Below are 26,776 nucleotides of genomic sequence, written 5' to 3' on the forward strand. Positions count from 1 at the left end.
CAGTTAATTTAGTTTACGTTTTCTATTTTAGTATTTATAATAAAAAATACTGCAAAGCCAAACCCGCCACTACAGAAGCTACAGTTGTTACAATACCGGGTAACATAAAACTATGATTGAGTACATATTTTCCGATACGGGTTGTACCAGTACGGTCGAATTGAATGGCGGTGAGTAGCGTTGGATAACCAGGGATAAAAAAGTGTCCATTCACGGCTGGAAAAATTCCTACTAAATAAGCAGGAGGCAATCCAAGTGTTAAACCCAGTGGAACCAAAGCTTTTGTTGTTGCAGCCTGGCTGAAAAGCAAAATACTGAGAGTGAATAATGCAAGTGCAAATGTCCATGGATAATTTTTAACCAAATTACCCAATGTATTTTCGATCACTACTGCATTATGATTCATAAATGTGCTGCTCATCCAAACTACTCCAAAGACTGCAATAGTGGCCTGGCCTGCTGAAGCAAACAAACTAGCTTTAGTCACCTGCGAAGCAGTAGTCTTACAAAAAAGTATGATGAGTCCTGCAGCAGCGAGCATGATCATCATGATCATGGATGGAATCTGCACTTGCCCTGATGCATTCACCGCAAAGCCAGGTTTAAAATCTTCTCCTGAAAATACCGGCAATAATGATGGAAAGGATCCAATTAATACAACAGCAAGTACGGCTGCTCCAAAAATAGCAACTGAACTCGTTGCACCCGGTTTAAGAACAGCAACTGTATCATTTGAACCCCCGTCAAGATTTTTTACAAAAGCAGGATCTTTCATCCTTTCTAAAAACTCGGGATCTACATTCAATTCTTTTCCTCTTTTCCAAACAAACAAAATACCTACAAGCACACCTATTATGGTAGATGGAATACAAATCAGAAGAATGTCAGCAAGCTTAATTCCGGCAGGCGCCAGCACGGTTAACAAAGCTGCAGATGCTGCGGACACCGGGCTTGCCGTAATGCCCATATGTGCAGCGGTCACACTCATACTTAATGCCCTTTCGGGACGAATTCTTTTTTTAATAGCCACTTCTGCTATGATCGGTAAAATGGAATAAGATATATGCGCTGTACCTGCAAACAGAGTAAAAAAATATGTTACCAGTGGACCAAGAAAGGTGATCTGCCCTGGTCGGCTGCGGAGTAATTTACCAGCAAGATTCACAAGATAATCCATACCGCCTGCTGCCTGCAAAGCAGCAGCTGCAGTTACTACACTTAAGATGATCAGCATTACTTCAAGTGGAGGATCGGCAGGTTGCATTTTAAATACAAAGAGCAAGATCAGAAGACCGATCATGCCCATCACCCCTAAACCAATTCCCGACATCCTTGCTCCAATAAAAATGCAGACTAATAAAATGGCGAGTTGTAGAAGTATCATGGTTTAAATAATTTTCAGCCGATTTAAATTCATCTACATAACTGTTAATTGAAGACGAACCTGGAATATTTGCAATGCCCCTTTCATATTGTACCGGTCAAGAATTCCATACCCATAAATAAACTCAGTTCGCAAAGCTTTCGTCATGTACCAGTTAACCATTGGCGTTATGCGCCAGAATTTTCCTCCGTGAAGAGATCCATCTTCCAAGTCTAAAGAGGAATACCGAAGTACTGCTTCCCATTCACCCCATCCACCTTTGAATACAGATTTCTGCACAGGAACGAACCCAAAAATACTTGCGGTTGTCGTATAAGGACGTCTTCCCTTAGTGAATATATAGGTGACAAAAACATCCCCGCCAAAAAAACTATGATCTTCTGCCTGGCTTGCATTGAATTTATGCACCATAACTTCTGAACCTAACAACAATTGCCCGGTACTGTAATAGGCTTCTCCACCAAAATGCAACGACTTATCCGCTGTAAATGTACCTGTATTTATTATTTGAGGAGCAGGGTTGGATTCAGGTCGCGACTTTAAGGTAATTTTTCCATCGATAGGTTTCCCATAACGAAAATTAGTGGCTATGTGAAGCACTCTGTTCTTTTCTTTATTATAAATTGGCAACCACCCGATCCTTGCAACATATTGCCATGCAAATGTTGAGAAGGACTGCCCTTTTGAAGCAAAGTCATTAAAATAACCAAGATTCCAAAATACTCTCGATTTTGGCATGGAGCCAAAAAATTTTATACCATCTGCTAAGATCGGAATAACATCCAATGCCATCTGCCTTTCCGCAGTCCAGGGAGAATGGCCATTCATTACTTTCACCATTGAATATCCTTCCTTAGTGCGGCCAATAAAAATATGCCCAAACGCCTTAGGCACTCCAATAGTGAATCCTGTTTCCCGTAACAACCAGGTTTTTTTATCGCCGTCATACATCATACCAAATTTCCATGATAAGTTCCTTTTGGTTTTAAATACTCCACTCGCCATGATCCGAAAATCCCTTGTTTGTATGTCTCCTTTAACACCTAAACCTGCTGAATCCATTTGCTTTTTGAACACTGCATTTTGGCTGTATGTAGCGCCGTCCCATATGTAGCCCATACCAATCCTAATGGTTGAATAAGTTCCTTCAAATTCATTTGGTGGCCGTTTTTTCGTCAGGTAATCGTCAGCACTAACGATATGAACAGACCCATCTGTACCATCAGGAACTGTTTTTTTTTCCTCCTGACAATAAGATTGATAAGGTAAAAACAGAAACGCTGCCACCGTCAAACATATCCGTGGCAGCGTTTCAAATAATCTCTTTCTACTTTTTATTTTTGAAGTTTCAATAATAAATTTCAAGGCTTATTATTTGAGAAGATCATTATTTAATTTATTGTTTCTGTCCAGTTAAAGTAGCCGGATCCATTAGTTTCTTGATCTGGTCTTCAGTCAATAATTTTTTCTCCCTTATAAGTTCAAGAATTCCTTTGCCGCTTTGAAGTGCTTCTTTTGCCAGCTCTGTTGTTTTTTCATAACCAAGAACAGGATTAAGAGCTGTTACAATTCCTATGGTAGTTTCTAAATAATGTTTTAAAACTTTTTCATTAGCTGTAATTCCATCTATACAGTTTTTAGCGAATAAAGGAACTGATTTAAAAAAAAGTGCTTGTGATTCCATGATAGCAACAGCGACCACCGGTTCGTAAGCATTTAATTGCAGAAGACCATCTCTTGATGCAACAGTGACCGTTGCGTCGTTACCTATGACTTTATAACAGATCTGGTTCATCAACTCGGGCATTACAGGATTTACTTTTCCTGGCATAATGGATGAACCCGGTTGAAGTGCCGGTAAATTGATCTCAAAAATTCCATTGCGTGGACCTGAACATAAGAATATTAAATCGCTGCTGATCTTAGACAATGTAACAGCAAAGTTTTTTAATGCAGAAGAATACATAACAAATGCCTGCATACTACTTGTTGCTGCGATCAGGTCTTTAGCCAAATGCATTGGCTTGCCTGTAATTTTTGCAAGATGAGCTGCACATTTTTCAGCATAACCAGGAGATGCGGTTAAGCCTGTACCAATAGCAGTTGCACCCATATTCTCTTCGTATAAATATTCTTCTGTTTTACGCAACACGTCAATAGCTGCATCGATCTGGTTACCAAAACCATGAAATTCCTGTCCCAGCGTCATTGGCACTGCATCCTGACCTTCGGTACGGCCCATCTTCACCAGGCTTTTAAACTCCTCTCCTTTTTTGTGAAAAGACTGGGAAAGCATTTTTGCTTGCTGTATCACTTTATCATTATGTAATAACAAAGCAACATGAATAGCGGTAGGATATACGTCGTTCGTTGACTGACCCATATTCAGATCATCATGTGGTTCTATAAACTGGTACTCTCCTTTTTTCTTGCCCATCATTTCGAGAGCAATATTTGCAAGCACCTCGCAGGAATTCATATTTGCTGATGTACCTGCACCACCCTGGTACAAATCTGTTAAAAATTGGTCATGATATTTTCCATCAATTACCGCCTGGCAAGCTTTTTCAATAGCGACCAATTTTTCTTTTGGCATTCTTCCTACATCCGTGTTGGCACGGGCTGCAGCCATCTTTACCATTGCATAAGCCCGTACATAGTCAGGATAAAAATTTGTTTTTACACCACTCACCTGGAAATTCTCCAATGCTCTCATCGTTTGTACCCCATAATAAGCATCAAAAGGAATTTCTTTATTACCCAGCAGGTCGTGTTCAGTTCGGGTTTTTTGTGCCTGTATATACTGAACGCAAATAAGCATCAGTAACGGCAGCATAATAAATTTTATCTTGTTCATTTTATTTTATTTTTTTTGGTCGGAATAAATAAACTTGTTACAGATTAATTGCGCCCAGATTATGTATTCTGGGCGCAATTGAATTCAGCACATTAGATCAACTTTGATCAATATTTAAAGAAAAGATCCTGTAGCTGTTTTTTATCTTTTGTCTTAGTCAGACCCAGCATCAATAATATCCTTGCTTTTTGAGGAGTCAGGTCATCAGAAACGATAGTACCAAGTTGTTCGTCATTGATCTCATCATGAAGCAAAACTCTGCCGGAAGGAGTACGACTGGCACGACAAACGATGACGCCTGCAGCCACAGCTTTTTTAACTGCTTCCATATACGCTTTATTAAAATTACCGTTGCCAACACCTGCAATCACGATGCCGTCTACTTTTTTAGCAACCAGCATATCGATCATATCAGGTGGAGCGTCAGCGTACATGTAAACAATATCTACTCTTGGTAATTTTGTATCAGCTTTAATAACGACTGGAGATTTGGGATCTCTTTCCCTTACTGAATTTGCATAATATTCAACTTTGCCATCGTAGGCATGGCCAATAGCACCTGTATTGGGAGATCCAAATGCGTTTGTAAAGGTTGTACTCATTTTCATTACTTCTCTTCCATCATAGATACCTTCATTAAAGGATACCAACACCCCGCGGCCTTTACTCTTTGGATCTATGGCTACGGTAATTGCGTCATACAAATTTTTTGGACCATCTGCACTGATCGCAGTAGAGGCACGCATGGAACCTGTTAACACCACGGGCATTGCTGATGGGATAACCAAGTCAAGAAAATAAGATGTTTCTTCCTGTGTGTCCGTACCATGTGTAATAACAATACCGTCTGCTTCCTTCTTTGCAATAATTTCATTGATACGAACGGCAAGCTTTTTCCATATCTCTATTGTCATATCCTGGCTTCCTACAGAAGAAATCTGCTCACCTGTGATACTGGCTATTTTTTTTACAGTTGGTATGGCACCGATCAGATCTTCAATAGGAATTTTTCCAGCAGTATAACCAGCCCTGTCAGCAGATGCTCCTGCTCCTGCAATTGTTCCCCCTGTTGCTAAAATGATGACTCTTGGTAATTGTGCATTTACTTGTGCGATGATGATAACGAGTGCTAAAAGTGAAATTAGCTTTTTCATAATTTTTTGATTTTTTGATTAATGCTCTGGTGAAATTTTCTCTCATTGAGAATAGTCACTACATGAGTAAATAAATTTTTTAATAGTCGAAGGGTTTATGTTTTCGTAGTCGTGGATTACAATATTTTATATTCGTAAATTTCAATGATTCCCGTCTCTATGTAAGGTCTCGATGAAAATTGCTGATTAAAGCCATTTAGCTTAAACCAAGTTTTCGTTACATGTAGAAGTTAGTCAGTTTTGCTGGACAAAGCCAAATAGCTAAGCTATTTACAAACAGATCTTTGACTTTTTATCAAGCAGATTTTGGTTTATATATGCCGTTTTCAAGGGAGGAAAAAGGAGATTGGATAGGTAGTACTAATTCTATAATGTTAAGGTAAATAAAATACTTGTATTGCTGTAAAATTTTTTTATTAATAATTGTGTTTGTTTCAAATAAATTATAAAGCTGATTTTGATTTTTTCTTCTTAGTTTTTTTTTCGGTATTACATCCACCCAAACATGCAAATGGTGGTGTAAAAAGCATGACGCCTAATTCAAACCCTGCTCCATTATTACCGTTAATTTCATTTCCATAAGTCAGCGCAAAAACAGCATATCGGCTGGGCTCCCAACGCCAGCCAAATTTGTATTCTGGAACGGCTTTGTTTTCTCCCATGGCACCAAAAATTTCTGCTACTATAGAACCCTTTTCATTCCAGGGATACCATGCCAATCTTGTTGAGTAAGTAAATGCAAAAGCTGTTTTCTCGTCTACTCCATAGTGCCTGGTCATACTTGTCCCCGGCATAAGGTCCCATTGCAATTTATTTTTCATAAATGGAAAGGTTACGGGGGCATTCATCCAATAGGTTTGAAATGCATCTTTACTCCTGTCCTCCCCATCAAGCGTTCCTGGAAACATACCGGTACCTGCTTTTACAGCTGCACCACCGGTCTTTGCTTTATTTTCATAAAACATATATTTAACATAAAACGACGTGGAATATCCATCATCAGTAGTTTGATCTTTATCGTCATTGTATAAATAAGCAGCCATCGTAAATTCCCATTTAGGGAAAAGTGAATAGGTATTCATCAGCATTGAATTTCTTTGTCCATAGGTTGGAATAAGTGTGATGGTACCATGAGCTTTTGACAACCAACTATCAGAATTGAATTGTTGAGCATTAGCTTCACTAAGAAACAAAGCCATCACACAAATAAACTTTACCGCTATCATTTTTGCGGCACAAACTCTTTCCACTCGGATCTTTCCCATGGTTAAGGTTTATTACATCAAAAAAAATCATCGTATCCCGTCAACAATTATTACCGCCTTTCAATCTTTACCAATACCTGAAGACGGGGTTGCTGATGGGATCTTTGGGGGATCATTTACATGAGCTTTTTCCCAGGCTCTTACTTTTACTTTTGCAGCATCAAACAACCGCTCATAGTTACCTTTCAATAATTTTTGTTTTGCATCAGGTGTAAGTTTTTCAAATAATGGCTTATACAAGTCCAATATCTTCAGATAAGAAGCCTGGTTCGTCGGCGCCATTTCATCAGTACCCATTAAAAATCGATCAGGATATTTATTGATAACCGCTGCTGTATTTGCTGTTGCTTCAGGCGTTTCAGTTACATACTTGGCAACTTCACCCCACGAAATATCAATATAGATATTACCCGATTTCGGATCGGCAAGTGCTTTATCGAGCATGGCCATCTGGTCTTTCACCGGTCTTACAATTCTTCCTACACCGCAATGCGCCCATATAATTGGTGTATTGCGATGTCTTGCAAACAATGCTTTGATCTGTTCAATATCCCAGTTCTCCTGTCCTGATTTTGGAAATGGCATATTGATATCATTATGCAGGATAACCAGCAATCCTGATTCAGCGCAGAAATCAAGTATACGATCGAGTGCAGGATTATTTAATGTAGCAATAGGGCCTGCAACTTTTGATGAAACAAATTCTTTATGAATTGAAAATTCGCCTATGCCTGTAAACACTCCGGGAAATGTTGTCAATACTCTTTTAATATGATCGGTAGCATACATATCAGCAGGATTGAACCCGGTGATCATCGGATCAAATCTTGCCTGCTGTTCTTTGGTAAGCGACTTATACGCCATCGCTATGTAGGCATCAGTAAATGAATAATAGTAAAGCGGATCATCACTTGCCAGGTAATAAGTGGGAGCAAAATTTCCGCTGTTGTTGTAATTCCACATTTGCTGAAGCGGAATACCAAATAATGCAACACGTCCAACTTTGTTTCCCATTATTTCAAGAAACTTGTGAATGTCTGTTCCTTCCTGTACATAGTTTGTTAAATGAAAATGGGAGTCATTAAGTATAACTGAATCTTTATTGACCTGCGAAAAACCATTATTTGAAACCAGTAACAAAAAAAACGCTGGAATAACTAATGCTTTGGCAGCAAATGATGTTACTGAAGAATTAGTGTTGTTTTTTCTAAAGCAGATCTGTTTCATGATATTAATTTTTTTGAACAGAATTTTTTTTATTTTCTTTCGTCACTGAAAAATGGAATGATCTTCAACAATTAAAAATTAAGCTCCAGGTCAAGATTAAAGATTGTTCCATTTGCACCCACAGTATACGGATATGCCAAACCACCAACAGGACATTTATTCATGAATGTAGCCTGGCCATTCAGACGAACACCAATTGTATTTTTGAAAGGAAAGAAATTGAAGCCCACTCTTGTTTCCGTTGGCTCACCATACTCTCCAAAGATCTTAGAATACGTTGTGTACAGCTGGAGTTTTTTTGGAAGAACCATAGCTGATGCAAGAAGTTGAAATCCGTTATCATTTAGTTCGGTTAAGGCCATGGGAGAACCTATTAATTTGAAATTGTTGATCTTTCTCCAATAAAATTCTCCTTCAAGAGCAAACCCCTTAACCTTTGCGCCAGCATCGAAACTAAGCATTTGGTACTGTGCTTCATCGATCTGTGTTCCGGGATTGAATAAGTTGGGCAGGAAAATAGAACTGCCATCAGAAACCCTTAATGATACATTTTCAAAGGCACTATTTTCGGGTTGACCTTGTCGTGTTTCATCACTTCGGGTAAAATGAACACCCATCCTGGTAGCTACTTTCTCATGCATATCGTAATCACCATAAGCACCATTGAAGATTCCATACTCACCTGTAGTAGGTAAAAAAACCAGCGCCCCTGCTACTGTACTGAGTTTGTTATCGATCTGCCCGGCATCAACTCCTAGCGTACTCATGTTGTTTCCCAACATGACCGAATAGGTAAGTTTCTTTATGATCTCACCTCTGACTTGTAATCCACTGGTATAAGAAGGACGCATAAATTCATCGGCGATCATTCGGTTATCAACTGATAGCCAGAAGGGATAATTTCCCTCCGTACTTCTTACCCCGGGTAGCGACATAATACCTCCTGTAAATCTTAAATGTTTACTGACAGTGTAAGAAAGATTTCCGGCAACAACTACCTGTGCACCCTGTCCCTGGGAGGCGTTGGTGGTCCATACGTATAAAAAGTAAGTAAACTTCGGATCAAAGGCCCAGCCAGTGAAGTAAATACTTACTTTTTGTAACTGTACATCCTGCCGGGGATCTACGGTTTGGGTTTTCCCAAAGCCGTCTGTATAGGTTTTATCGATCGAATTTTGATTGAGATAACGCAAATAGGTATACGGCCGGATATTAAGTTCACCAAATTTAGACTTGGCCACTCTATGACCAAACATTATCCTATAAGGAACATATTTAGTTGAATCATCATCAGGGTTGGCTGGCTTATCCTGCGCATGAGCCATCATGCTTAGAGATAAAACCAGGACACTCATTATTAAGGTACGGCAATTAAGAACTGTTTGTAATTTCATAAGTTAGTTAATGATTATATTGAAGTTATAATGAATTGATCAACACTAATGCTACACTGAAAAAAATTGATCAGGCAATTATTTTGTTAACAGGATCTGTGAACCTGCCTTTGAAAAGGATGGTCAACTAATGTAAAAAACAACTAGCCCTTATACTGCGACCAGTTGTTTTTATAATGTTTAGTAGTTTTATCTTTTAGGAGTGATCTGGTAAGGATTTACACCTAATTGTTCAATTATGTATTTAATGGTAGCAATTGCTTTTGCGCTATTTCCCGCAGGTGTTAATGGAGGAGAGATAACTGCAATTCCAAACTTGCCTGGAACTACAGCAATGATACCGCCACCTACTCCGGATTTTGCAGGTGCACCAGTTGCCTCAAGCCATTGACCCGAGTCGTCATATAGACCCGCTGTCGCCATTACCGGTAAAACGTATTTTACTGTTTCAGAGGAAACGCATACTTTTTTGGTAACAGGGTTTACTCCACCATTGGCAAGTGTGCCCGCCATTATAGCAAGATCTTTTGCGTTCACACTGATAGCACATTGTTTGGTATAGATATCAGTTGACTGTACCGGATCAAAATACATTCTTCCATAAGCAAAAAGCAGATGGGCGATAGCCTGATTGCGAAGATTATCTCCGGCTTCACTTATATACACTGGCATATCAATAGAAAGCTGTCTTCCGGCAAAATCATTGTGAATGGCCATAATACTTTTCCATTTGGCAGCAGAGTCTGCTCCTTTTACAAGACTGGTTGATGCGATCGCTCCCGGATTTACCAATGGGTTAATTTCTTTTCCTTTCTGCATTTCAACTGCAACGATCGAATTAAACCGCATACCAGTAGCATCCACGCCGATCTTATCCATAATAAATTTTGCTCCATTTTCTTCTATCACTTTCGCCATCGTAAACACTTTGGAAATTGACTGTATTGATACGGCGCTTTTCAGATCGCCTTTGGTGTATACCTGGCCATCCGTTGTTACGATCGCAATTCCATAAATGTTTGGATCAACAGTCGCCAACTCTTTGATGTAATCTGCATTTTTTCCTTCTTTCAGGTTTTTGAATTTTTCATATGCATCATTTAATGCTTTTTCTATTTGCTCTTTGGTCTGTGCTTTTAATACCGGTATTGCAATAAATGCACAAAGAGTAAGAAGGAAAATTATCCGCAATGCTGCGCGGGAACTTTTCGATTTCATATTCTTAAGTTTTTATTTTTTAAAAATGGTTAATGTTTCAAGAACTAATTCTGCCCGCCTTTTGCCTTGAAGAATGTAGTTGAGAAATTATATTTGAAAGAGAACTGGATCTTCATACAATCTGCTTTAAAACCATCTTCTCCTTCCCGCTGGCCCCACTGTAATTCAACAGCTGCCATGGTATTTTTAACTGGAGTAGTACCAATAGTGAGCATGGCATATTGGCCAGCTTTATAAGAAGTGGTGCCTGCCGCAGTTGCTGTGTTTTCTATGGAAACAGTTGAGTAACCAAGAGATGTCCACCAGGTAGGATTCCAGTTATGATCAACCCATGCCGTTATCCCGGTAACTGGCAAGGTTTGACCCTCAATAGGTTTGGACGGAATACCAGTAATAACAGTGCCTATGTCATTAGGCGCATCCTGCATATAATTTTCAATGCCTTCGCCATACACATAGTTACCTCGGAATACTGTGTTCTTTGTTAAATTGATCACGGCACTCAAATTGGCTCCCCATCCCGTAGCGCTTCCACTAAGATCAGTGCCGCCCTTATTAACGCGGGTATCTTCCCAGTTCAGTGGGCGAAAGATACCTGCCAATTGAACGCTGCCCCATTTACCCCTTTTTTTAAAGTGGGCAGAAATATCAGGAGCGGAAAGTTTAGCTTTTACACTGTCTACTGATGGAAGTTCAGGCATCGAAATTGTTCCCTTGTCTGCGCCGGAACCTGGGCGTTCCAAGGCAATCCATAATTCTTTGTCAGCATCGTTTATTGGCATAAACCGAACTTGTACATTCCTGTAAAACACCATGCCGCTAGGACCCCAGTATTCCAGTGTGTTCGGCCATTGATCATCATCCATAAAAGGTGAAGTTGCCTGACCGACAAGAAATTTTCCTAATTGTCCATAGGCATAGCGCAGCCGCATAGTGGTTTGTCCTTCATCTGAACCGGTACCAAACATATCAAACTCGAACCTTACAGTCAGGTCACCCTTTTTTGTAGGTGTGTAGCCTTTTACACCAAAACGTGTTTGTCTTACTCCAAAGAAAAATGTTCCATCCGGTGCAAACTGGTTTTTGTATTTGGGCAGGCGGTTTATCCTTAACGCGTCGGACCACCTCGGGTCAATCTGATCAAAATTGTAACCCATATCCACCATGGCGAAGCCATAGACTTCAAGGCTTTTTTGTTGTAATGAATCGGTTTGTGCATTCACGATGGGCGCAGAGAAAAGAAACAACATTGTTACGATAAGTAGTTTTTTGGGTTGCATATTCATGGTTTATTTGATTTAAAGGTTTGAAGGATGATAAATTCTTCAGTTGTAAATTTATTTGAACAGTTTTTATTTAATACTGAGTAAAGTCATTTTTTTATGAGTGTGGCTATAAAAGCAATTTACTTGTCACTGTACTGTGCAGGCAAAAAGAATCATACGGGTAGGAATTAAGCATAAACGGATTACAAAATAACAAACTTCGTTTTTTACGCTACTATCAACATAAAAATTTCGGCTTTCTCAAACTGCAGTGTAGACAGGTATGTAAGTGTGGTTTACAAACGGATCTATCTCCTTAATCTTGTTTAACATATATGCTTATTTAAATGTAGGAACTCAATTTCTATTTTCCAAAAAATTATGGTCATTTTTTATGGTGTTTCCTGAATATTTTTTCTATGCTTAAAAAGTTTGAATGTTGCTAAAATTAATAATATAGTAATCATACATTGCTTTCTTTATTCCGTCCGTATTGATGGTAACTGCATAGGTTTCCCTTACCCAAATTTGGATTTACCCTTGCCGTATTAGAGTAATACGTTTGATGTGATCTTTTGCTCTGTTCGAGGACAATAATATTTTTAAACTGAAGGGAAATAATTACACCAGGGTAGTGTCTTTGTTGTATCACCCGGGGAAGGTTATTTCTTAATTATTTTTTTGATCTTTCTTCGCTTTTTTGGCTTCCTTTTTTGCTTCTCTTTTTTCTTCTCTTGCTTCTTTTTTGGCCTCCTTTTTATCTGCACGATATTCTTTCTTGTTTTCTTTCGACATGAGCATTGTTTCTTTCAATCCTGCTAAAATTGATTTAATAAGAAGGTTGACAAATGATTTATTCATATCTCTCTTCACATGAAAATCTACAATGCGTGGCGGCAGACCTGAAGCCGGATTTGCAGAAGGCAGTAAATTGTTTGCTCCGAATGCAAGAACTGAGCTCTTCCATTTTGCTTTTCCCTCGAGTTCCATTGCAATATCCAGGTCATGAAATAGAAATTTCATGGTGCCGCTTGAGCCTGTCCGTAAAGCAGTACCGGAAAATACCATTTCATCCACCGTTCCTTTCTTGACGTTTGCTGGTGTATATGCCTCTATTAACGGATTTAGATCAGGCAAATTAAATTTCGCAATTATTCCATTGAAGCTGAATTGAGGCTGCGCATAACTGAAACCTAAAGTTAAATTGACATGAGCTTTATTCTCAATAAATGCATCGGCTTTTACCGACAATGCTTCAGCAGATGAAAGATTTGTAATGTTCTTTACTTCCAGTGTCGCCCTGTTTACATTCGCTGTTGCATAACTGCCATCTTCATTGCGTTCCTTGTTAACCAGGTTCACATTCGTTGCCCTCACTTTCTTTATTAGTAAAGGTGATTTTATACCCGTTATAGTTTGCCCCAGGTATCCGGGAAAACGACTAAGATCAGCTGGTTTTGTTTTGTCTTTGAAAAGTGTAGCCGATACTTTATCAAGAACAACTTCATCAATAAATATTTTCTCTTTGTATATCAGCGACTCAAAATCTACACCCACCAGGTTCAACGTACCCATTGTACAGGAGAACTGTGTGTTTTGATATTTATGCTTAGCCTGCAGAGTTGCTTCACTTACGTTGGGTTTATAGGAGACACCACTTAGCTTTATGAATTTATTCTTATACGAAAGATCGAATGATTCCATTGTAAGCCGGAAGAGGCTATCAGCAGTTTGGATATCCAGGTTTTTTAAACCCGTGCTAAAGTCAGCGAAATGATAGATCAGTGTATCCCGGCTTTGCTCAATTTTAAGCGAATCAATATTTATTTTAAAATCCTTAAAACTCATATGCCTTGATTTTTTCCGTAGATCTCCTCTAAACTCGCCAACTGAAAGTTCAAAATTATTATAAGATATTACATCCATGCCTGGATGTTGATCGATCGACACATCTTTTAGGGAGATATTCAATTTCTGGATACTGAATTCTCTTTCTTTGGCTGAATTTGCAACATGAAATTCAGCATCAATCATGTCAAATTCTTTAAGAAAAAATGAATGAATAGGCTTCTTACTATCATTTTTCTCCGGGCCCGCAGCTATAGCTGAATCTTTAAATGGCAGAAATATTGGCAGCTTATCTTCAATCTTTAACTCAACGCTGGGTTCTGCTATTTCAATTTTATCAAGGATCAGTTTATTAGATCTTATCAAGGTCATTATCTCAACATTCTTCAGGATCATTTTTTGAGTAGTAAGATTGAATGAACTGTTGATATAAGGATAGCTGACCAAAGGCTTTTCCCTGGGTTTTAATTCTACATTATACACTTTGACGTCACCTATCAAAAAATTGACGCTTAGTTTTTCAAATTTTAATTCATAAACTTCTGAGGCAACACTTGAATTAAAACTTTTAAGAAGTGCCTTTGTAAGAAGCCTGTTAAGATTATAATATAAAAAGATACCACCAGCAATTAAGAGGATCAAAAAAACACCAACGATCCGGAGTATTATTCTTCTTACCCTGTGTTTTTTTTTCTTTTCGTTTGTTTCTGTTTTCAAAACATTCAATTGAATTTATTATTCGGCTGGTAAACTCAGCTTCTTCAGAGTGTGGGATATAAATATAACGTAATTGCTTCTTTATAATTCAACGATTACTTAAAACCTGAATCCAACCTGTACCATATACCTGTAGCCCCACGTCGTGGTCTTGTCTGTACCGGTTCTTTTAAAATTTCCCTCATCAATAACAAAACCATAGCCAGGAAATTTTTCAGCAAGGGCATCATTCAGCAATTCAAAAAATTTTTCTTTATCTGCACCGGATAAATTAGTACCAAGGGATGCTTTTAAACTGTACGACCCAATACCCGGTCCGATCATGAGCATATCAAGTGTAAGCCGGTCCCAGAGAACAAACTGGTAACCCATTTCAAAACCAATAGTGTGTACATTCAGACTCAGGTCTGACTCCACCAGTAAATTGGAACCGCTTGTGCTCTTTAATAACCAGGAAAAATTTCTTCCGAAAAGGTTATAAGAATAATAAGGCCCGATATAAAGGCCCCGCGGAGCGGAATATTTATTTTTATCAGCAAGATAAAAGCGGTAATCAGCTGAAAAATTAAATCCCCGGCTATCAATTACTGAATTTTCCTGTAATGAATCGGTGTCAATAATATCCAGGGTAGGAAATCCTGTAAGTCCAAAATTTACTGAGAAAGAACGCTTATTATTTAATACACGTTCATATCCAAATACCAAAGACCTGGAGCTAAAAATAAATGGGTTTGTTAAATTGAAATGAATTGAATTCTTGAATTCTTTGTGCTCTTTTTTTGTCTCCTGCGCATTCACTGCTTGTTGTATTCCTAAAAAGATGATTACAGATAAAATAACTTTTTTCATAAGACAATATTCGGTTACACTTGATTACTACTTTCTAAACTAGATGATTTTACTAATAAAAAAAAATATATTGACGTAGTACTCAAAAGATAACCCTGAACTTCAAGTGATTGAATATATCGTCATCGGTATTCATATCAGTAATTGCAAAATACAAACCTGTTTTGCTAAACGATGATTGAACATGGCTAGTGGTTGATTGTTTATTTCTCCGGGAACATCTGTTTCAATTCAACGATCGCATTGTTCATTTGATCTAGCTTAATAAATCCGCGCCGCGACCGGTCCAGATCAAAGATCACAAAGACAACCAGAGAGGTAAGCAAACAAAATAACATTGCAAGTATCCAATCAAATTTTTCTTTACTTGAAAAAATATAGCCGATATAGAATGAGCAAACAGCTGATAATAAAAACAAGAGATAAATAATTGTATCGGGCAGGTGAACTAGTTCACCATATTGGCGTGTGGTGGTAACATCGATCATGGCATTAAGTGCAGGGATCATTTGCATGGAGGCTACTGTTGTATTACTTGAATCTTTCGAGAACTGTGAAGCATGATCCCAAAGTCGTTGTTGTATCTCAACTGAAAGTTTTTGTGCCGCTTTTATTTCATCCAGATCTGTACCCGCAGTAAAATAGTTTACCCTGGCATCAACATATTTTTTGAATTCTGCCCTGAACAAATTACGGTCGCTTTCAGGATAAAGATCGGCCCGAAGAATGGCCGTACCAATGTCATTCGCTTCTTCAATAATAATATCTTTCCGCATGCCATGATAATTGATCGCCATACTAAAAGTAAATGCAAGCAGCAAACCAAGCAAGGTAAAGAGAGAGGCAAGTATCGTGTTATCAGCCGGGGATTCTTTGTGGGATTTTTTTCCTGTTATCAATCCAACTTTAATACTTAGGATCATCAACGCAAGCAGGATAAGCATGATCTGCCATGTATCAAGGCGTAAGAGGAAGGATGGTTGCATAAAAGGTAAATGGTTAAAGGAACAATATCAGAAGATTTTTTCTAATGTTAAAAAAAATCGTCATTTACTCAAAATGACCAGACATTACTATAATTTCTTTACGCTTGCCTAATTATTAAAGGGAGATAGTCATTAAAAAAAGATTCACAAAAAAAATAAATTATATTCGGTATTAAACCTACCTATTCATTTATGACTTCCTTTAAACTTTTTGACCTGCATCCATATGCCCTCCTGCCAGTTGTATTTTTCATGATCATCATGCTTAGCTTTTTTGGATACCTGTTCAAAAAAAACCGTTTGAAAAAACATCCTGAAGACAGGTTCGAAAAAGGAAAGGTTCAGGGGGCAGCACTTAGCATATTATCTCTATTAATGGGTTTTACGTTCTCTGTTGCCATGACAAAATTTGAAACACAAAGGCGTGTGATAACCCAGGAAGCCGCTTATATCAATACGGCCATATTACGTTGTGATATTTATCCTGACAGTCTCCGTAACCTTCTTCGTGCAGATCTTAAAGAATATGTAGAAGCAAGAATTGCGTATTATGATACCGATAGAGAGAAATCTGAGCGGGAACGAATAAGAGCCGAATTAATTTCTAAAAGGATATGGGAAAAAGTGGCTATGGAAATGCAGAATAGCGGGAATGTACTGCGCTCATCACAAATGATACCCGCTATAAATAATTTGATCGATGTTGTTATCACAAGAGATGGAGAAAAAATAAGCAAAGTTCCGCTCCTCGTTTTGTGGGTATTGCTGATCTTTATTTTATTAGACGGTTTTGTGTTGGGTGTCCAGTTAGTTGAGAAAAAAAGTACCGCTAAAATAGCAGTAATAACCTATGCAGTTGTCATGTCACTTACCCTCAACCTGATCATTGAATTGCACCAGACCCGAACTGGTCTTATTAACCTTGATGCTGTTCAAGAACAAATCGTAGCGTTAAGAGAACTTGTAAAATGAAAAGCAATTTTAAATGCGTAACTTTTGCATATATCTTTTTCCTTACCTTGCAATTGAATCTATTAATCATTACATCATACACGTTATGAAAAAAAAATTACCACTCTTAATAGTAGCAATGAGTTTCTTCTGTTCACCTGTTTTTTCCCAGGAAGATTCAACTGACTTATTAGGCCTGCCTGGAGACAACCTGGATCTCTATGCTGTACTGACCCTGTTTCAAAAGTCAAAGACAATTGAAGCTTTTGAAAAATCGTTAAATGACGAACAAACAAAGATCAATAACCTTGACCTTGACCTGGATAAAAAAATCGATTTTATCAAAGTAACTACCACGAAAAAAGATTCCTCTTTTACATTTATTCTACAGGTTGATGTAAGTAAAAAGGAAACACAGGATGTCGCGGTTATTTTAGTGAACAAAGAAAAAGGCAAAGTTACTATACAGGCGGTTGGTGATCCGGAAGTATACGGTAAAGATTATGTTATTGAACCAAAAGGGCAATCTCCAGTTACTGCTAATCCCGGTTATACTGGTTCAAACCCTGTTGTTGTAGAAGTTCCGGCAACTACTACTGTAGTAGTTCAATCTGCACCGATCGTACAGTATGTGTATTCACCTGCCTATGTGCCCTATTATCCACCTTATTATTACGGGTACTATCCACCTTATTTTGCAATGGGGATGTGTATAGCAGTTGGCATATATCGCCATAATAATTATTACTATCATGGCGGTTACCATGGTGGTCATTATGGTGGGGGTAATACTGTTGTCATTAATAATGGAAATAGGAATCAAATTAATCATTACAACAATAACAGCAGAAACACTTCTAATACCGTATCAAACAATAAAGCAAAGGGTGGTTATGGTAATGGTAGTGGTAACAGAGCATCGACTGGTGTTAATAATAATATGAGTGGATCTAACAGGGGATCAACTGGTGTTAATAATAATATGAGCGGATCAAATAATAGGGGATCATCGAGTAGCAGACCATCAACATCAAATAATATGAGCGGATCAAATAACAGGGGATCATCGAGTAGCAGACCATCAACATCAAATATGTCTTCTTCAAGACCAAGCTCTTCAAGTAGTGGTCGTACTATGAGTGGCGGTGGCGGTGGTGGCGGCCGTTCCATGGGTGGCGGCGGCGGAGGTGGCAGAAGAAGATAATTACTGCACTTTTATTTAAAAAAATTATACAATAAAAAAAGGCTGAACGAATATATTTTCGTTCAGCCTTTAATAAATATATATATTCTTATCTCTTTATTCAGCTGGCATATCAGAAGCACTCATATCTCTTACGCAAACATATTTACCATCTCTCTTTTCAAACAGACTCATATAATTCCCGGTATTAATAGGAGTTTTCGTTGAGTCAACAACTTTAAAATAACCGATCTCTACAACCTGGTTTCCATCATTTGATATAAAAATATCTTTAGACGTAAATGAAATTTTATTGGTATTTGAAGTTATAGCGGATTTGTAAAATTCAACTATTGCCTCTCTGCCAATCAATGGTGGCCTGTTTTGAAAAAAGGTTGTCGCATCATCTGCATAATAGCCTATATCTTTCAATTGGCCTGTATTGTAAAGTTCAGCGAACCCATCTTCCTTGGCTTGAATTTCTTTTTTGATCTGTTCTTTGTCGATCGAAGCCGCTGCGGTTTTTTCTTCTTTTGAATTACAGGAGATCATTAGTGACAATACGCCCGATAACAATACTCCTTTTACAATCTCTTTTTTCATAATTGGTTTGTTCAATGATGTATTAATGATTAAACTTAAAAACTAAAATTAATATAAAATAGAATATGAAGTGTTTTTTTCTGCGGGTCAAAACATTTAAAAATAAATGTACATCCCATTTTTCTTTTAGACTCACATCTAAAAACTGTTTGAGCTAATTATTGCAAAAGATTAAGGCAGTAGGTTGAAAAATATTACAAAATTAAAAGCCGTTCCTGGAGGGAACGGCCTTTAACCTGTATCAAAATTATTTATTATTAAAACTGCCAGCCAAATCCGATCAAAGGTAATGCTGATTCTTCTTTTGAGGCTGTAAACAGAATTGAGATAACAGCCCGGCGCATTGGTGCTATCCAAATACCACCACCATAACCAGTAAGCCACTTATTGGTTGCATCACTATCATGCCATACCCTACCTATATCATGAAATACGATCAAACCAAGTCCGCTTGGAAATAAATAGCTTGTGAAATCACCAAATCGTATACGTAATTCTGTATTGTTATACGCCATTGACTCACCTGCCAAACGATTTTTTCTGTATCCTCTTAAGTTATCCAACATTCCAAGGTATTGCGCCTGGTAGAATTCAAACTCGCCAAAATTATGACCCGCGCCAAATCGTGAAGCAAATGTGAAGTTCTTCCCTAATGGAAGGAAGAAAGCAAAATCAGATCTTATTTGCGAGAAGTCATAACTCACATCATTCATGCCACGCATAACCCTGTATGTTGTATTCCAGGTAATACCCTTAGTTGGTAATATTTGATTGTTTTTTGTATTTATGTTTAATGCAAAATAGCCGCCAATATAATATTGTTTTTCATATAAGGTCGCGGGATCAAGACCATTGGCGGGTGCCGTAGTTATATATCTTGAAAAATTTTCGTCTGCTTCAAGGCGATAATACTGGAACGCCGGGGCAAGAATCAGGTTAACCTTTTTACTGAAGTTTTTTCTAAATCCTATTCCAATATCTCCCTTTGAATAACGGGCACGGTAATACCTGAATTTTTTATCCTCCGGGTTTGTACTTGTTTTATCGTATACAGATGAATTACCATAGCCAAAGAAATTTGTTGTGGCCGGTGAATTCAAATTGGCATTAAATAAAATATCTGTGTTTTTCCCTATGGCGTTGATAAATTCAGAAGCCCAACGGACATTCCATGCCTTAGTTGCAAAAGCATGATTAATAGCAAATGTATGCATCCTTTTATAAGGATCTTTTCTAAAGCCCTGCTTTATAAATTTTAATGAGAAGCCGAATAATACGCCATCGTCACTATTATAAGTAAGCGATACAAAAGGAATCGTCTGATTATATTTAAATCCTAGGAAATCATATTTATTTACAGATGTGTCCTTTGATGTTTTGTTTTTGAATGATCCCGTGATTTTATTGTTCTCTCCTGTCGTATCATAAACAAGTCCGCCTTTTCCCTTTGTAGTGTTTTCAAAGTTGTCATCCCCGCTACCACCAATCATCCTCACTTTTATATCTCCATCACCGCCCTTCACGACAAATTTGTCATCTCCTCCAAAACCATACATTCGCAGTTCCTTTGTTTGATCAGCATTAAATGTACGTTCATACATTTTTGTTGACTGCTCCCCTTCTTTTGTTATTTTATAAACAGTAAGCGTTGATGAGCCATCACTATTATTCAACTCAAACAATTCCTTTTTATCAGAGCCTGTAATGCTTACTGTTTCGGCAAGGAAGCGATAATACTGCATCACTTCATCTACAATATAGTTCCGGCGTTTCTTTAAGATAGCAAGAATTTTATCCCCAGAAATGTTCCGAATTTCTTTGGGTTGCTGGTTAATTGCATTTTCCAGTACTTCATCCGTCATTTGTGTTTTAAATTGTTCAACGGCTTCTTTCCATTGCTGTTCTGTTAATGCATTCAGGAAAAAACGGTCAAAATTGCGGGCAGCAAAATTGAATCGGTTAATATTATTGGATTTAGCTTTTAAACCTTCCAGTTGTGGAACCAGCCAGGGCCATTTTGCAATGCCCGGTATCACACCCTGGTTTGTATAGAAAGCCTGGTCACGGTCTTTAGCAATAGGCGAAAAAGTTTTGCCTTTGCCATTATCAGTTGTAGTCCATGTCCATTGTCCCTCATGACGATCAAGATCCATAACAAACATGTCCAGTATCCTTATCTTCAATAAAGCAAGCTGGTCAACATTGTTATCATTATCGTCCTGCAGTTTCATCAACGTTTCATCTGTGTCATCTGCTTTATTGTAAGGCTCGGGTAATCTTTCTTCCAGCAAAGCAAGCATGTTCTTGAAGTCTTCACGATACTCACCTAATAAGGGATCGTCAGGTATATAAACGAGTTTGACACTTCCATGAGTTATACCAGCGGCTTCTGCCAATGGTGGAACAGATAATGCCGAATATGGATAAGAAGCAGAAACTCCATCTTGTACAAGATCGGCTGCAGCTTCACTTTCCAAACCACCCGGCAAAGTCTTGCTTGTAATGAATTTTTGAATAGAACGAAGCGAATATTGCCGGCCCGCTGCATCCTCAAGCCGCAATGACTTTGTTTGTTTACCTCCTCCTCGTTTTACAGGTTTTAAACCTCCGTGATCCGTTGCAAGATGAAGTACGGGAACGGTAATTGGTGTTGCCCATTCCTTCCGGTAGTTGGCGCCCATCCAGAATTTTTTCGAACCATTGTTTTTAAATTTTGTTGAGCCAACAGATGTTGCCGAATCATTCGCCTGGCCCAGGCAAATAGACGATGTTGCAAATAATAAAAAAGTAAATAGTAGGTGGTGACGCATAGCAGTTAGTTTTGGGTAGTTTATTTTTCCTCTTATAAACCGCAAAAGATACGATTTTTCGAAATCTGAGCAAATATTGTCCATTTGATTTTATTTCTTTTATATTTATTATAATACTGATCAATTCAAAATTACAGAAGCTGCTAAGTAGTTTTTTACTTCTGTTTTATTTAAGTAAATTTAATTTTTTTATCCAGAAAATTGCCCTCTTAAAATGATCAAACAGATTTACGTTGTTCTTGTTTTTATTCTTTGTTCTAACTTTAAAATCAGTGCACAAAAAGATACCATTACACAACGCATAGTTCTGATAGGTGATGGCGGAAGTCTTACCAATGGAAGGCACCCGGTAAGGGATGCTGTCAGAAAACTGATAAAGCTTGACAAAAAAACTACCGTTCTTTTCCTGGGAGACAATATTTATCCTTCAGGTTTGCAAGATGACGAATTGTATAATTACAATGATGGAAAAGCGGCGCTTGACTCCCAATTAGCAATTGCTGATGGTACCGATGCAAAGATCATTATGATCCCCGGTAATCATGATTGGGATGAGGGAAAGCGTACCGGCTATGAAGGTATACTGCGTGAACAGACTTATGTTGATTTTTCTTCCGGCAAAAGCAATGTAAACTTTTTACCCAAGGATGGTTGTCCTGGCCCGGTAGAAGTATCCTTAAGTGACGATGTAACCTTAGTATTATTTGACAGCCAATGGTGGCTTCATCAATATGATAAGCCTGGGGTAGAATCAGATTGTGATTGTAAAACTGAAGATGAACTCTTAGGTCAACTGGAAGATATCCTTAACCGCAACTTAAAAAAGCTAGTCATTTTTGCCTGCCACCATCCTTTTAAAAGTAATGGAATCCATGGTGGGTATTATGGACTTAAGCAGCATATTTTCCCATTCACTGACATGGTAGCAAAGGCATATATCCCTTTGCCTGTAATTGGCTCGATCTATCCAATTGCAAGAAGTTTGTTTGGTACGCCGCAGGATCTGCCGCATCCGAATTATACAAATATGGTTAACAAAATTTCTGCTATAGCCAAAAACCATCCCAAACTCGTATTCGTAGCAGGTCATGAACATAATCTTCAGCTGATACAGGATAGTAGTTTCAGTTATATAGTAAGTGGTGGTGGTTGTAAAGGGAGTCGTGTTTCCCATACCAAAAAAAGTCCTTTTGTTGCCGCCTTACCCGGCTTTGTAGTATTGGAAGTTTCAACAAATAAAAATCTTACTTCAACTTTTTATACAGTTGAAGCCGGCGCTACTATAGCTGCAGACTCTATCAAAAGAGCATATGACACTACATTATTAAATTTTTCTTTTATACCCGAGCCCGTTCAGGATTCATCAGTGAGAGTAGTTAAACCTGGCATACAATTTAAAGACACCGTAAATATTTCTGCCAGTGAAAAATATCCGATGTTAAGTGGATTTAAAAAATTTGTAATTGGTCAAAATTACAGACCCGAGTGGAATGCGGTAGTTAATATGAAAGTGTTTGATCTGAAAAAAGTAAAAGGAGGTTTAAAAATCACTGGCGTCGGCGGGGGCAAGCAAACAAAATCATTAAAGCTCGTGGATAAAAACGGGAAACAATGGGTTTTGCGATCTGTAGATAAAAATCCAACTAAAGCATTGCCCGCAAATTTCAGAGGATCATTGGCGCAGGATCTCGTACAGGAATTTAATTCAGCTGCCCACCCCTATGCACCTCTTACTATTTCCACAATGGCAAAAGCATTGAAGATCGCTGCCCCTGATCCAGAATTATATTTTGTACCCGACGATCCTGAATTAGGCTTCTATCAAAAATTGTTTGCAAATTCGGTATGCATGCTCGAAGAAACAGATGCAGTCCCTGACGGGACGGAAACGAAAAGCACAGGCAAAATAATTACCAAAATGCTTGAGGACAATGATCATCGTGCCGATCAGTTTGCCGTATTAAAGGCAAGATTACTCGACATTCTTATCGGAGACTTTGATCGGCATTTCGATCAATGGAGATGGGCAACAACTGATACAGGTAAAGGAAAATTATATTATCCTATACCAAAAGATAGAGACCAGGCTTATTTCTTTTCCGATGGAAAATTAATAAAAATTGCCAGCAATAGCCTGATGCCTTTTTTATCGGGTTTTAATAACAAAATAGATAATGTGGAATGGTTGGGTTTTTCTGCAAGAGATTTCGACAGGCTATTTCTAACAGATCTGGATGCCAGCGAGTGGGAAAAAACAGTTATTGAATTTAAACAGCTTCTTACAGATGATGTTATTCGCAGCGCCGTTAAAAAATTACCTCCGGAAGTATTTTTAATAAATGGTGAAACGATCATTAAAAAATTAATAAGTCGAAGGGATATGCTGGTGGAAGCTGCGATGAAATACTATCGCTTTATTTCAAGAAGAGTATATGTGTTGGGTAGCAATAAGAAGGAATACTTTAAAGTAAGTATGAAGAATGATAGCCTGGATGTAAAAGTATTTGCAAGAGAGATTGGAAAAGATACAGGCTTTGTGATGTATGAAAGAAAGTTCAACCCCCGGACCACACATGAAATTCAATTGTACGGATTGAATGGGAATGATCTATTTCAAATTGATGAAGATGTAAAATCAGTAATTAAGCTCCGCATCATTGGTGGCAAAGGGAATGACACATTTGATATAAAAGGAAGTACGGAAACATTGCTTTATGATATTAAAGCAGAAGGAAATAATATCCGGAGTAGCGGTAGAAAAACAAAGAATCGTTTTTCAAAAGATCCACCAGTGAACTCGAACAGTTTTTATGGTTTTACATATAATAAAACCAAGTTTCCAAAAGTGCTATTAGGCGCAAACACAGAAGAAGGATTTGTTGCAGGAATTGGATTTTCAAGAACTACATATGGTTTTAGAAACTTACCTTATGCTACTAACCAGGATTTTTCTGCATTGTATTCAGTTTCTCATAAAGCCTATCACCTGAAATATTTCGGAGAATTCAATCATATAACAAGAGATGTTGATTTAGTTTTAAAAGGTGAAATGCAATCTCCTTCTTTAAATTTTTTCTTTGGCTTGGGTAATAATACAAAAATAACCCAACCTGTATCCAGTGGTTATTACCGGGCCCGTTACGATGCAATAGAACTTCAGGCTATGCTGCGCAAACGATACTCTGATATATTTCATTTTTCTATTGGCCCTTATTTTTATCATTACCAGGGAAAGTATGGGGATAATAATGATAAGGTATTAGGAAACCCGGCGTCAGGTCTGGATTCAGCAGATATATTCAGCAAAAAAACTTACGTGGGCGGAAAAGTGATATTATCAATTGATAACAGAAATAATGATTTCTTCCCCACTCGTGGAGTTATTTGGAATACAGAGGTGATGTCTGTCGCAGGTATTACCAGCGGTAGCAAAAACATCACAAGATATTTTTCTGACATGAGAGTATATGCCAGTTGGAGTGACCCGGCAAGTCTGGTGGCTGTATTAGGACTAGGTGGTGGCCGTGTTTACGGTAATTATGAATACTTCCAGGCAATGAGTATGGGTGCCGATCAAAACCTGCTTGGATTTAGAAAGAACAGGTATATGGGCCGGTCAAGTTTGTATGGAAGCCTGGAGCTGAAATACAAATTGTTTAATATAAAATCTTATGTATTTCCCGGGCCGTTTGGCATAACCGGGTTTTATAATGTTGGCCGTGTATGGCTGGAGGGTGAAAGTTCTAAAAAATGGCATAACGCCTATGGTGGTGGCTTCTATTTTTTACCTTTTAATGCATTTACAATTACCACTTTTGCAGGATTTTCTCCGGGTGAGAAAATTTTCAATTTCAGCTTTGGCACCAAAGTGAATCTTACTTTCTGATTGAACCCGGACTAAAAATTGTTATAAGAAATGATCGGATGCGATAAAAAAAAATATAATGGCCCAAAAGAACATCATTTTACCAAGGCGATCGGCAGTAAGAAAAAGAGAATTAAAATTAATTCTTGCCATAGCTATTGCCTGGACAGTCATTGATTTTCTTATTTTTCTTACCCGCTATGCAACCGACAATTATAGCACCAAATATGTAACCACTGAAGCTGGTACACTCAGGACTATTCTTCTCCGTGAACTGAATGTATTTATTTTCAGCCTTATCATTGGCTATTTCCTGATCATTGTTTTAAAAAACTTCCTATATAATAAACCACCGTGGATAAACCTTAGTGTTAAAACGTTGCTTCTTATTATTATAGGGATCTTCATGAATTTTTTTATTTATTTCACCTATAGTTTACTAATAGAACACCGGTCAGCTGCGGAAGCATTTACACGATTTGTACAAAGCACATTTGGTGAAAAATGGGTACTGCAAAAAATGCCGGAATGGGTTTTATTATTTCTCCTTACACAGCTTGCTTTAGAAGTTAACAACAAATATTCACAGGGAGTCTTTTTAAACATCATTGTTGGCCGGTACCTGCAACCAACAAATGAAAACCGTATCATCATGTTTATTGATTTGAGAAATTCAACCCCGATAGCCGAAAAATTAGGACATAAAGAATATTTTCAGTTTATACGTGATGTAATTTATTGTTTGGCTGCCGGCATAGCTGAACATGAGGGCCGTGTTTACCAGTATGTAGGTGATGAAATAGTAGCATGGTGGCCCAGCAGTACCGCAAATGCAAAGAAATGCATTAACTCTATTATTGAAGCAAGGAAAATATTAAATATGAATACGGAAGTATTCCGGAGGGCATATGATATTGTACCTGAATACAAAGTTGGTATTCATACAGGCGATGTTACAGTAGGCCAGGTAGGCATTGCAAAAAAAGAGTTGGTTATGAGTGGCGACACAATTAATACAGCAGCCCGCATCAGGAGTGCCTGTACCGAACTAAATCAAAAATTTTTAGTATCTAAAGAAATGATCGAATTACTGGATATGAAAGATTGGCAAACTGAAAGTATGGGCATGGTTGATCTGAAAGGGAAAAATGAAGACATAGAATTATTTGGTTTGAAGATCTGATTAAAAACTTTTTATTC

At 37.9% G+C, this 26,776-nt stretch carries 18 protein-coding genes; 4 read left to right on the forward strand and 14 right to left on the reverse strand.

The window, feature by feature from the left end:
* Positions 1-34 precede the first annotated feature (34 nt).
* The 12 genes from E6H07_01775 to E6H07_01830 form a co-directional block, all read right to left on the reverse strand.
* Positions 35-1,384, reverse strand: a complete 1,350-nt coding sequence (locus E6H07_01775) for an anaerobic C4-dicarboxylate transporter (GenBank protein ID TMI64668.1) — start codon at positions 1,382-1,384, stop codon at positions 35-37.
* Positions 1,385-1,417: 33 nt separating this feature from the next.
* Entirely contained in the window at positions 1,418-2,692 is a 1,275-nt protein-coding gene (locus tag E6H07_01780; protein ID TMI66442.1) for a porin, read from the reverse strand.
* An 88-nt stretch (positions 2,693-2,780) separates the two neighbouring features.
* A complete protein-coding gene (locus E6H07_01785) occupies positions 2,781-4,241 on the reverse strand; it encodes an aspartate ammonia-lyase (GenBank protein ID TMI64669.1) in 1,461 nt (486 codons plus the stop codon).
* A gap of 107 nt (positions 4,242-4,348) precedes the next feature.
* Positions 4,349-5,395: a type II asparaginase gene (locus tag E6H07_01790; GenBank protein TMI64670.1), complete on the reverse strand. Its 1,047-nt coding sequence runs from the start codon at positions 5,393-5,395 to the stop codon at positions 4,349-4,351.
* Between the two features lie 443 nt (positions 5,396-5,838).
* Entirely contained in the window at positions 5,839-6,621 is a 783-nt protein-coding gene (locus E6H07_01795) for a hypothetical protein (GenBank protein ID TMI66443.1), read from the reverse strand.
* A gap of 99 nt (positions 6,622-6,720) precedes the next feature.
* Positions 6,721-7,887 (reverse strand): amidohydrolase, encoded by a 1,167-nt coding sequence (locus E6H07_01800; GenBank protein TMI64671.1) that lies wholly within the window; start codon positions 7,885-7,887, stop codon positions 6,721-6,723.
* A 71-nt stretch (positions 7,888-7,958) separates the two neighbouring features.
* Positions 7,959-9,143, reverse strand: a complete 1,185-nt coding sequence (locus tag E6H07_01805; protein TMI66444.1) for a hypothetical protein — start codon at positions 9,141-9,143, stop codon at positions 7,959-7,961.
* A gap of 327 nt (positions 9,144-9,470) precedes the next feature.
* Entirely contained in the window at positions 9,471-10,499 is a 1,029-nt protein-coding gene (gene glsA / locus E6H07_01810) for a glutaminase A (protein ID TMI64672.1), read from the reverse strand.
* A 44-nt stretch (positions 10,500-10,543) separates the two neighbouring features.
* Positions 10,544-11,779 (reverse strand): hypothetical protein, encoded by a 1,236-nt coding sequence (locus tag E6H07_01815; GenBank protein ID TMI64673.1) that lies wholly within the window; start codon positions 11,777-11,779, stop codon positions 10,544-10,546.
* Positions 11,780-12,433: 654 nt separating this feature from the next.
* Positions 12,434-14,329 (reverse strand): DUF748 domain-containing protein, encoded by a 1,896-nt coding sequence (locus E6H07_01820; protein ID TMI64674.1) that lies wholly within the window; start codon positions 14,327-14,329, stop codon positions 12,434-12,436.
* Between the two features lie 99 nt (positions 14,330-14,428).
* Entirely contained in the window at positions 14,429-15,178 is a 750-nt protein-coding gene (locus E6H07_01825; GenBank protein TMI64675.1) for a hypothetical protein, read from the reverse strand.
* 203 nt (positions 15,179-15,381) lie between these two features.
* A complete protein-coding gene (locus tag E6H07_01830; GenBank protein ID TMI64676.1) occupies positions 15,382-16,164 on the reverse strand; it encodes a DUF4239 domain-containing protein in 783 nt (260 codons plus the stop codon).
* Positions 16,165-16,356: 192 nt separating this feature from the next.
* Between E6H07_01830 and E6H07_01835 the strand changes: the two genes are divergently transcribed.
* Together E6H07_01835 and E6H07_01840 are read left to right on the forward strand one after the other, a co-directional pair.
* Positions 16,357-17,136 carry a hypothetical protein gene (locus E6H07_01835; GenBank protein ID TMI64677.1) on the forward strand — a complete coding sequence of 260 codons (780 nt, stop codon included), beginning with the start codon at positions 16,357-16,359 and terminating at the stop codon, positions 17,134-17,136.
* An 85-nt stretch (positions 17,137-17,221) separates the two neighbouring features.
* Complete coding sequence (locus E6H07_01840; protein TMI64678.1) at positions 17,222-18,319, forward strand: hypothetical protein; 1,098 nt, start codon at positions 17,222-17,224, stop codon at positions 18,317-18,319.
* 96 nt (positions 18,320-18,415) lie between these two features.
* Here the strand turns inward: E6H07_01840 and E6H07_01845 are convergent, their stop codons facing one another.
* A complete protein-coding gene (locus E6H07_01845; protein ID TMI64679.1) occupies positions 18,416-18,901 on the reverse strand; it encodes a nuclear transport factor 2 family protein in 486 nt (161 codons plus the stop codon).
* A gap of 257 nt (positions 18,902-19,158) precedes the next feature.
* Positions 19,159-21,711, reverse strand: coding sequence for a hypothetical protein (locus E6H07_01850; GenBank protein ID TMI64680.1), 2,553 nt, complete (start codon positions 21,709-21,711; stop codon positions 19,159-19,161).
* Between the two features lie 214 nt (positions 21,712-21,925).
* Between E6H07_01850 and E6H07_01855 the strand changes: the two genes are divergently transcribed.
* Positions 21,926-25,597 (forward strand): metallophosphoesterase, encoded by a 3,672-nt coding sequence (locus E6H07_01855; GenBank protein TMI64681.1) that lies wholly within the window; start codon positions 21,926-21,928, stop codon positions 25,595-25,597.
* Between the two features lie 58 nt (positions 25,598-25,655).
* Entirely contained in the window at positions 25,656-26,759 is a 1,104-nt protein-coding gene (locus E6H07_01860; GenBank protein ID TMI64682.1) for a hypothetical protein, read from the forward strand.
* Positions 26,760-26,776: the final 17 nt, after the last annotated feature.

The organism is Bacteroidota bacterium (assembly GCA_005882315.1).
Classification (GTDB): domain Bacteria; phylum Bacteroidota; class Bacteroidia; order Chitinophagales; family Chitinophagaceae; genus VBAR01.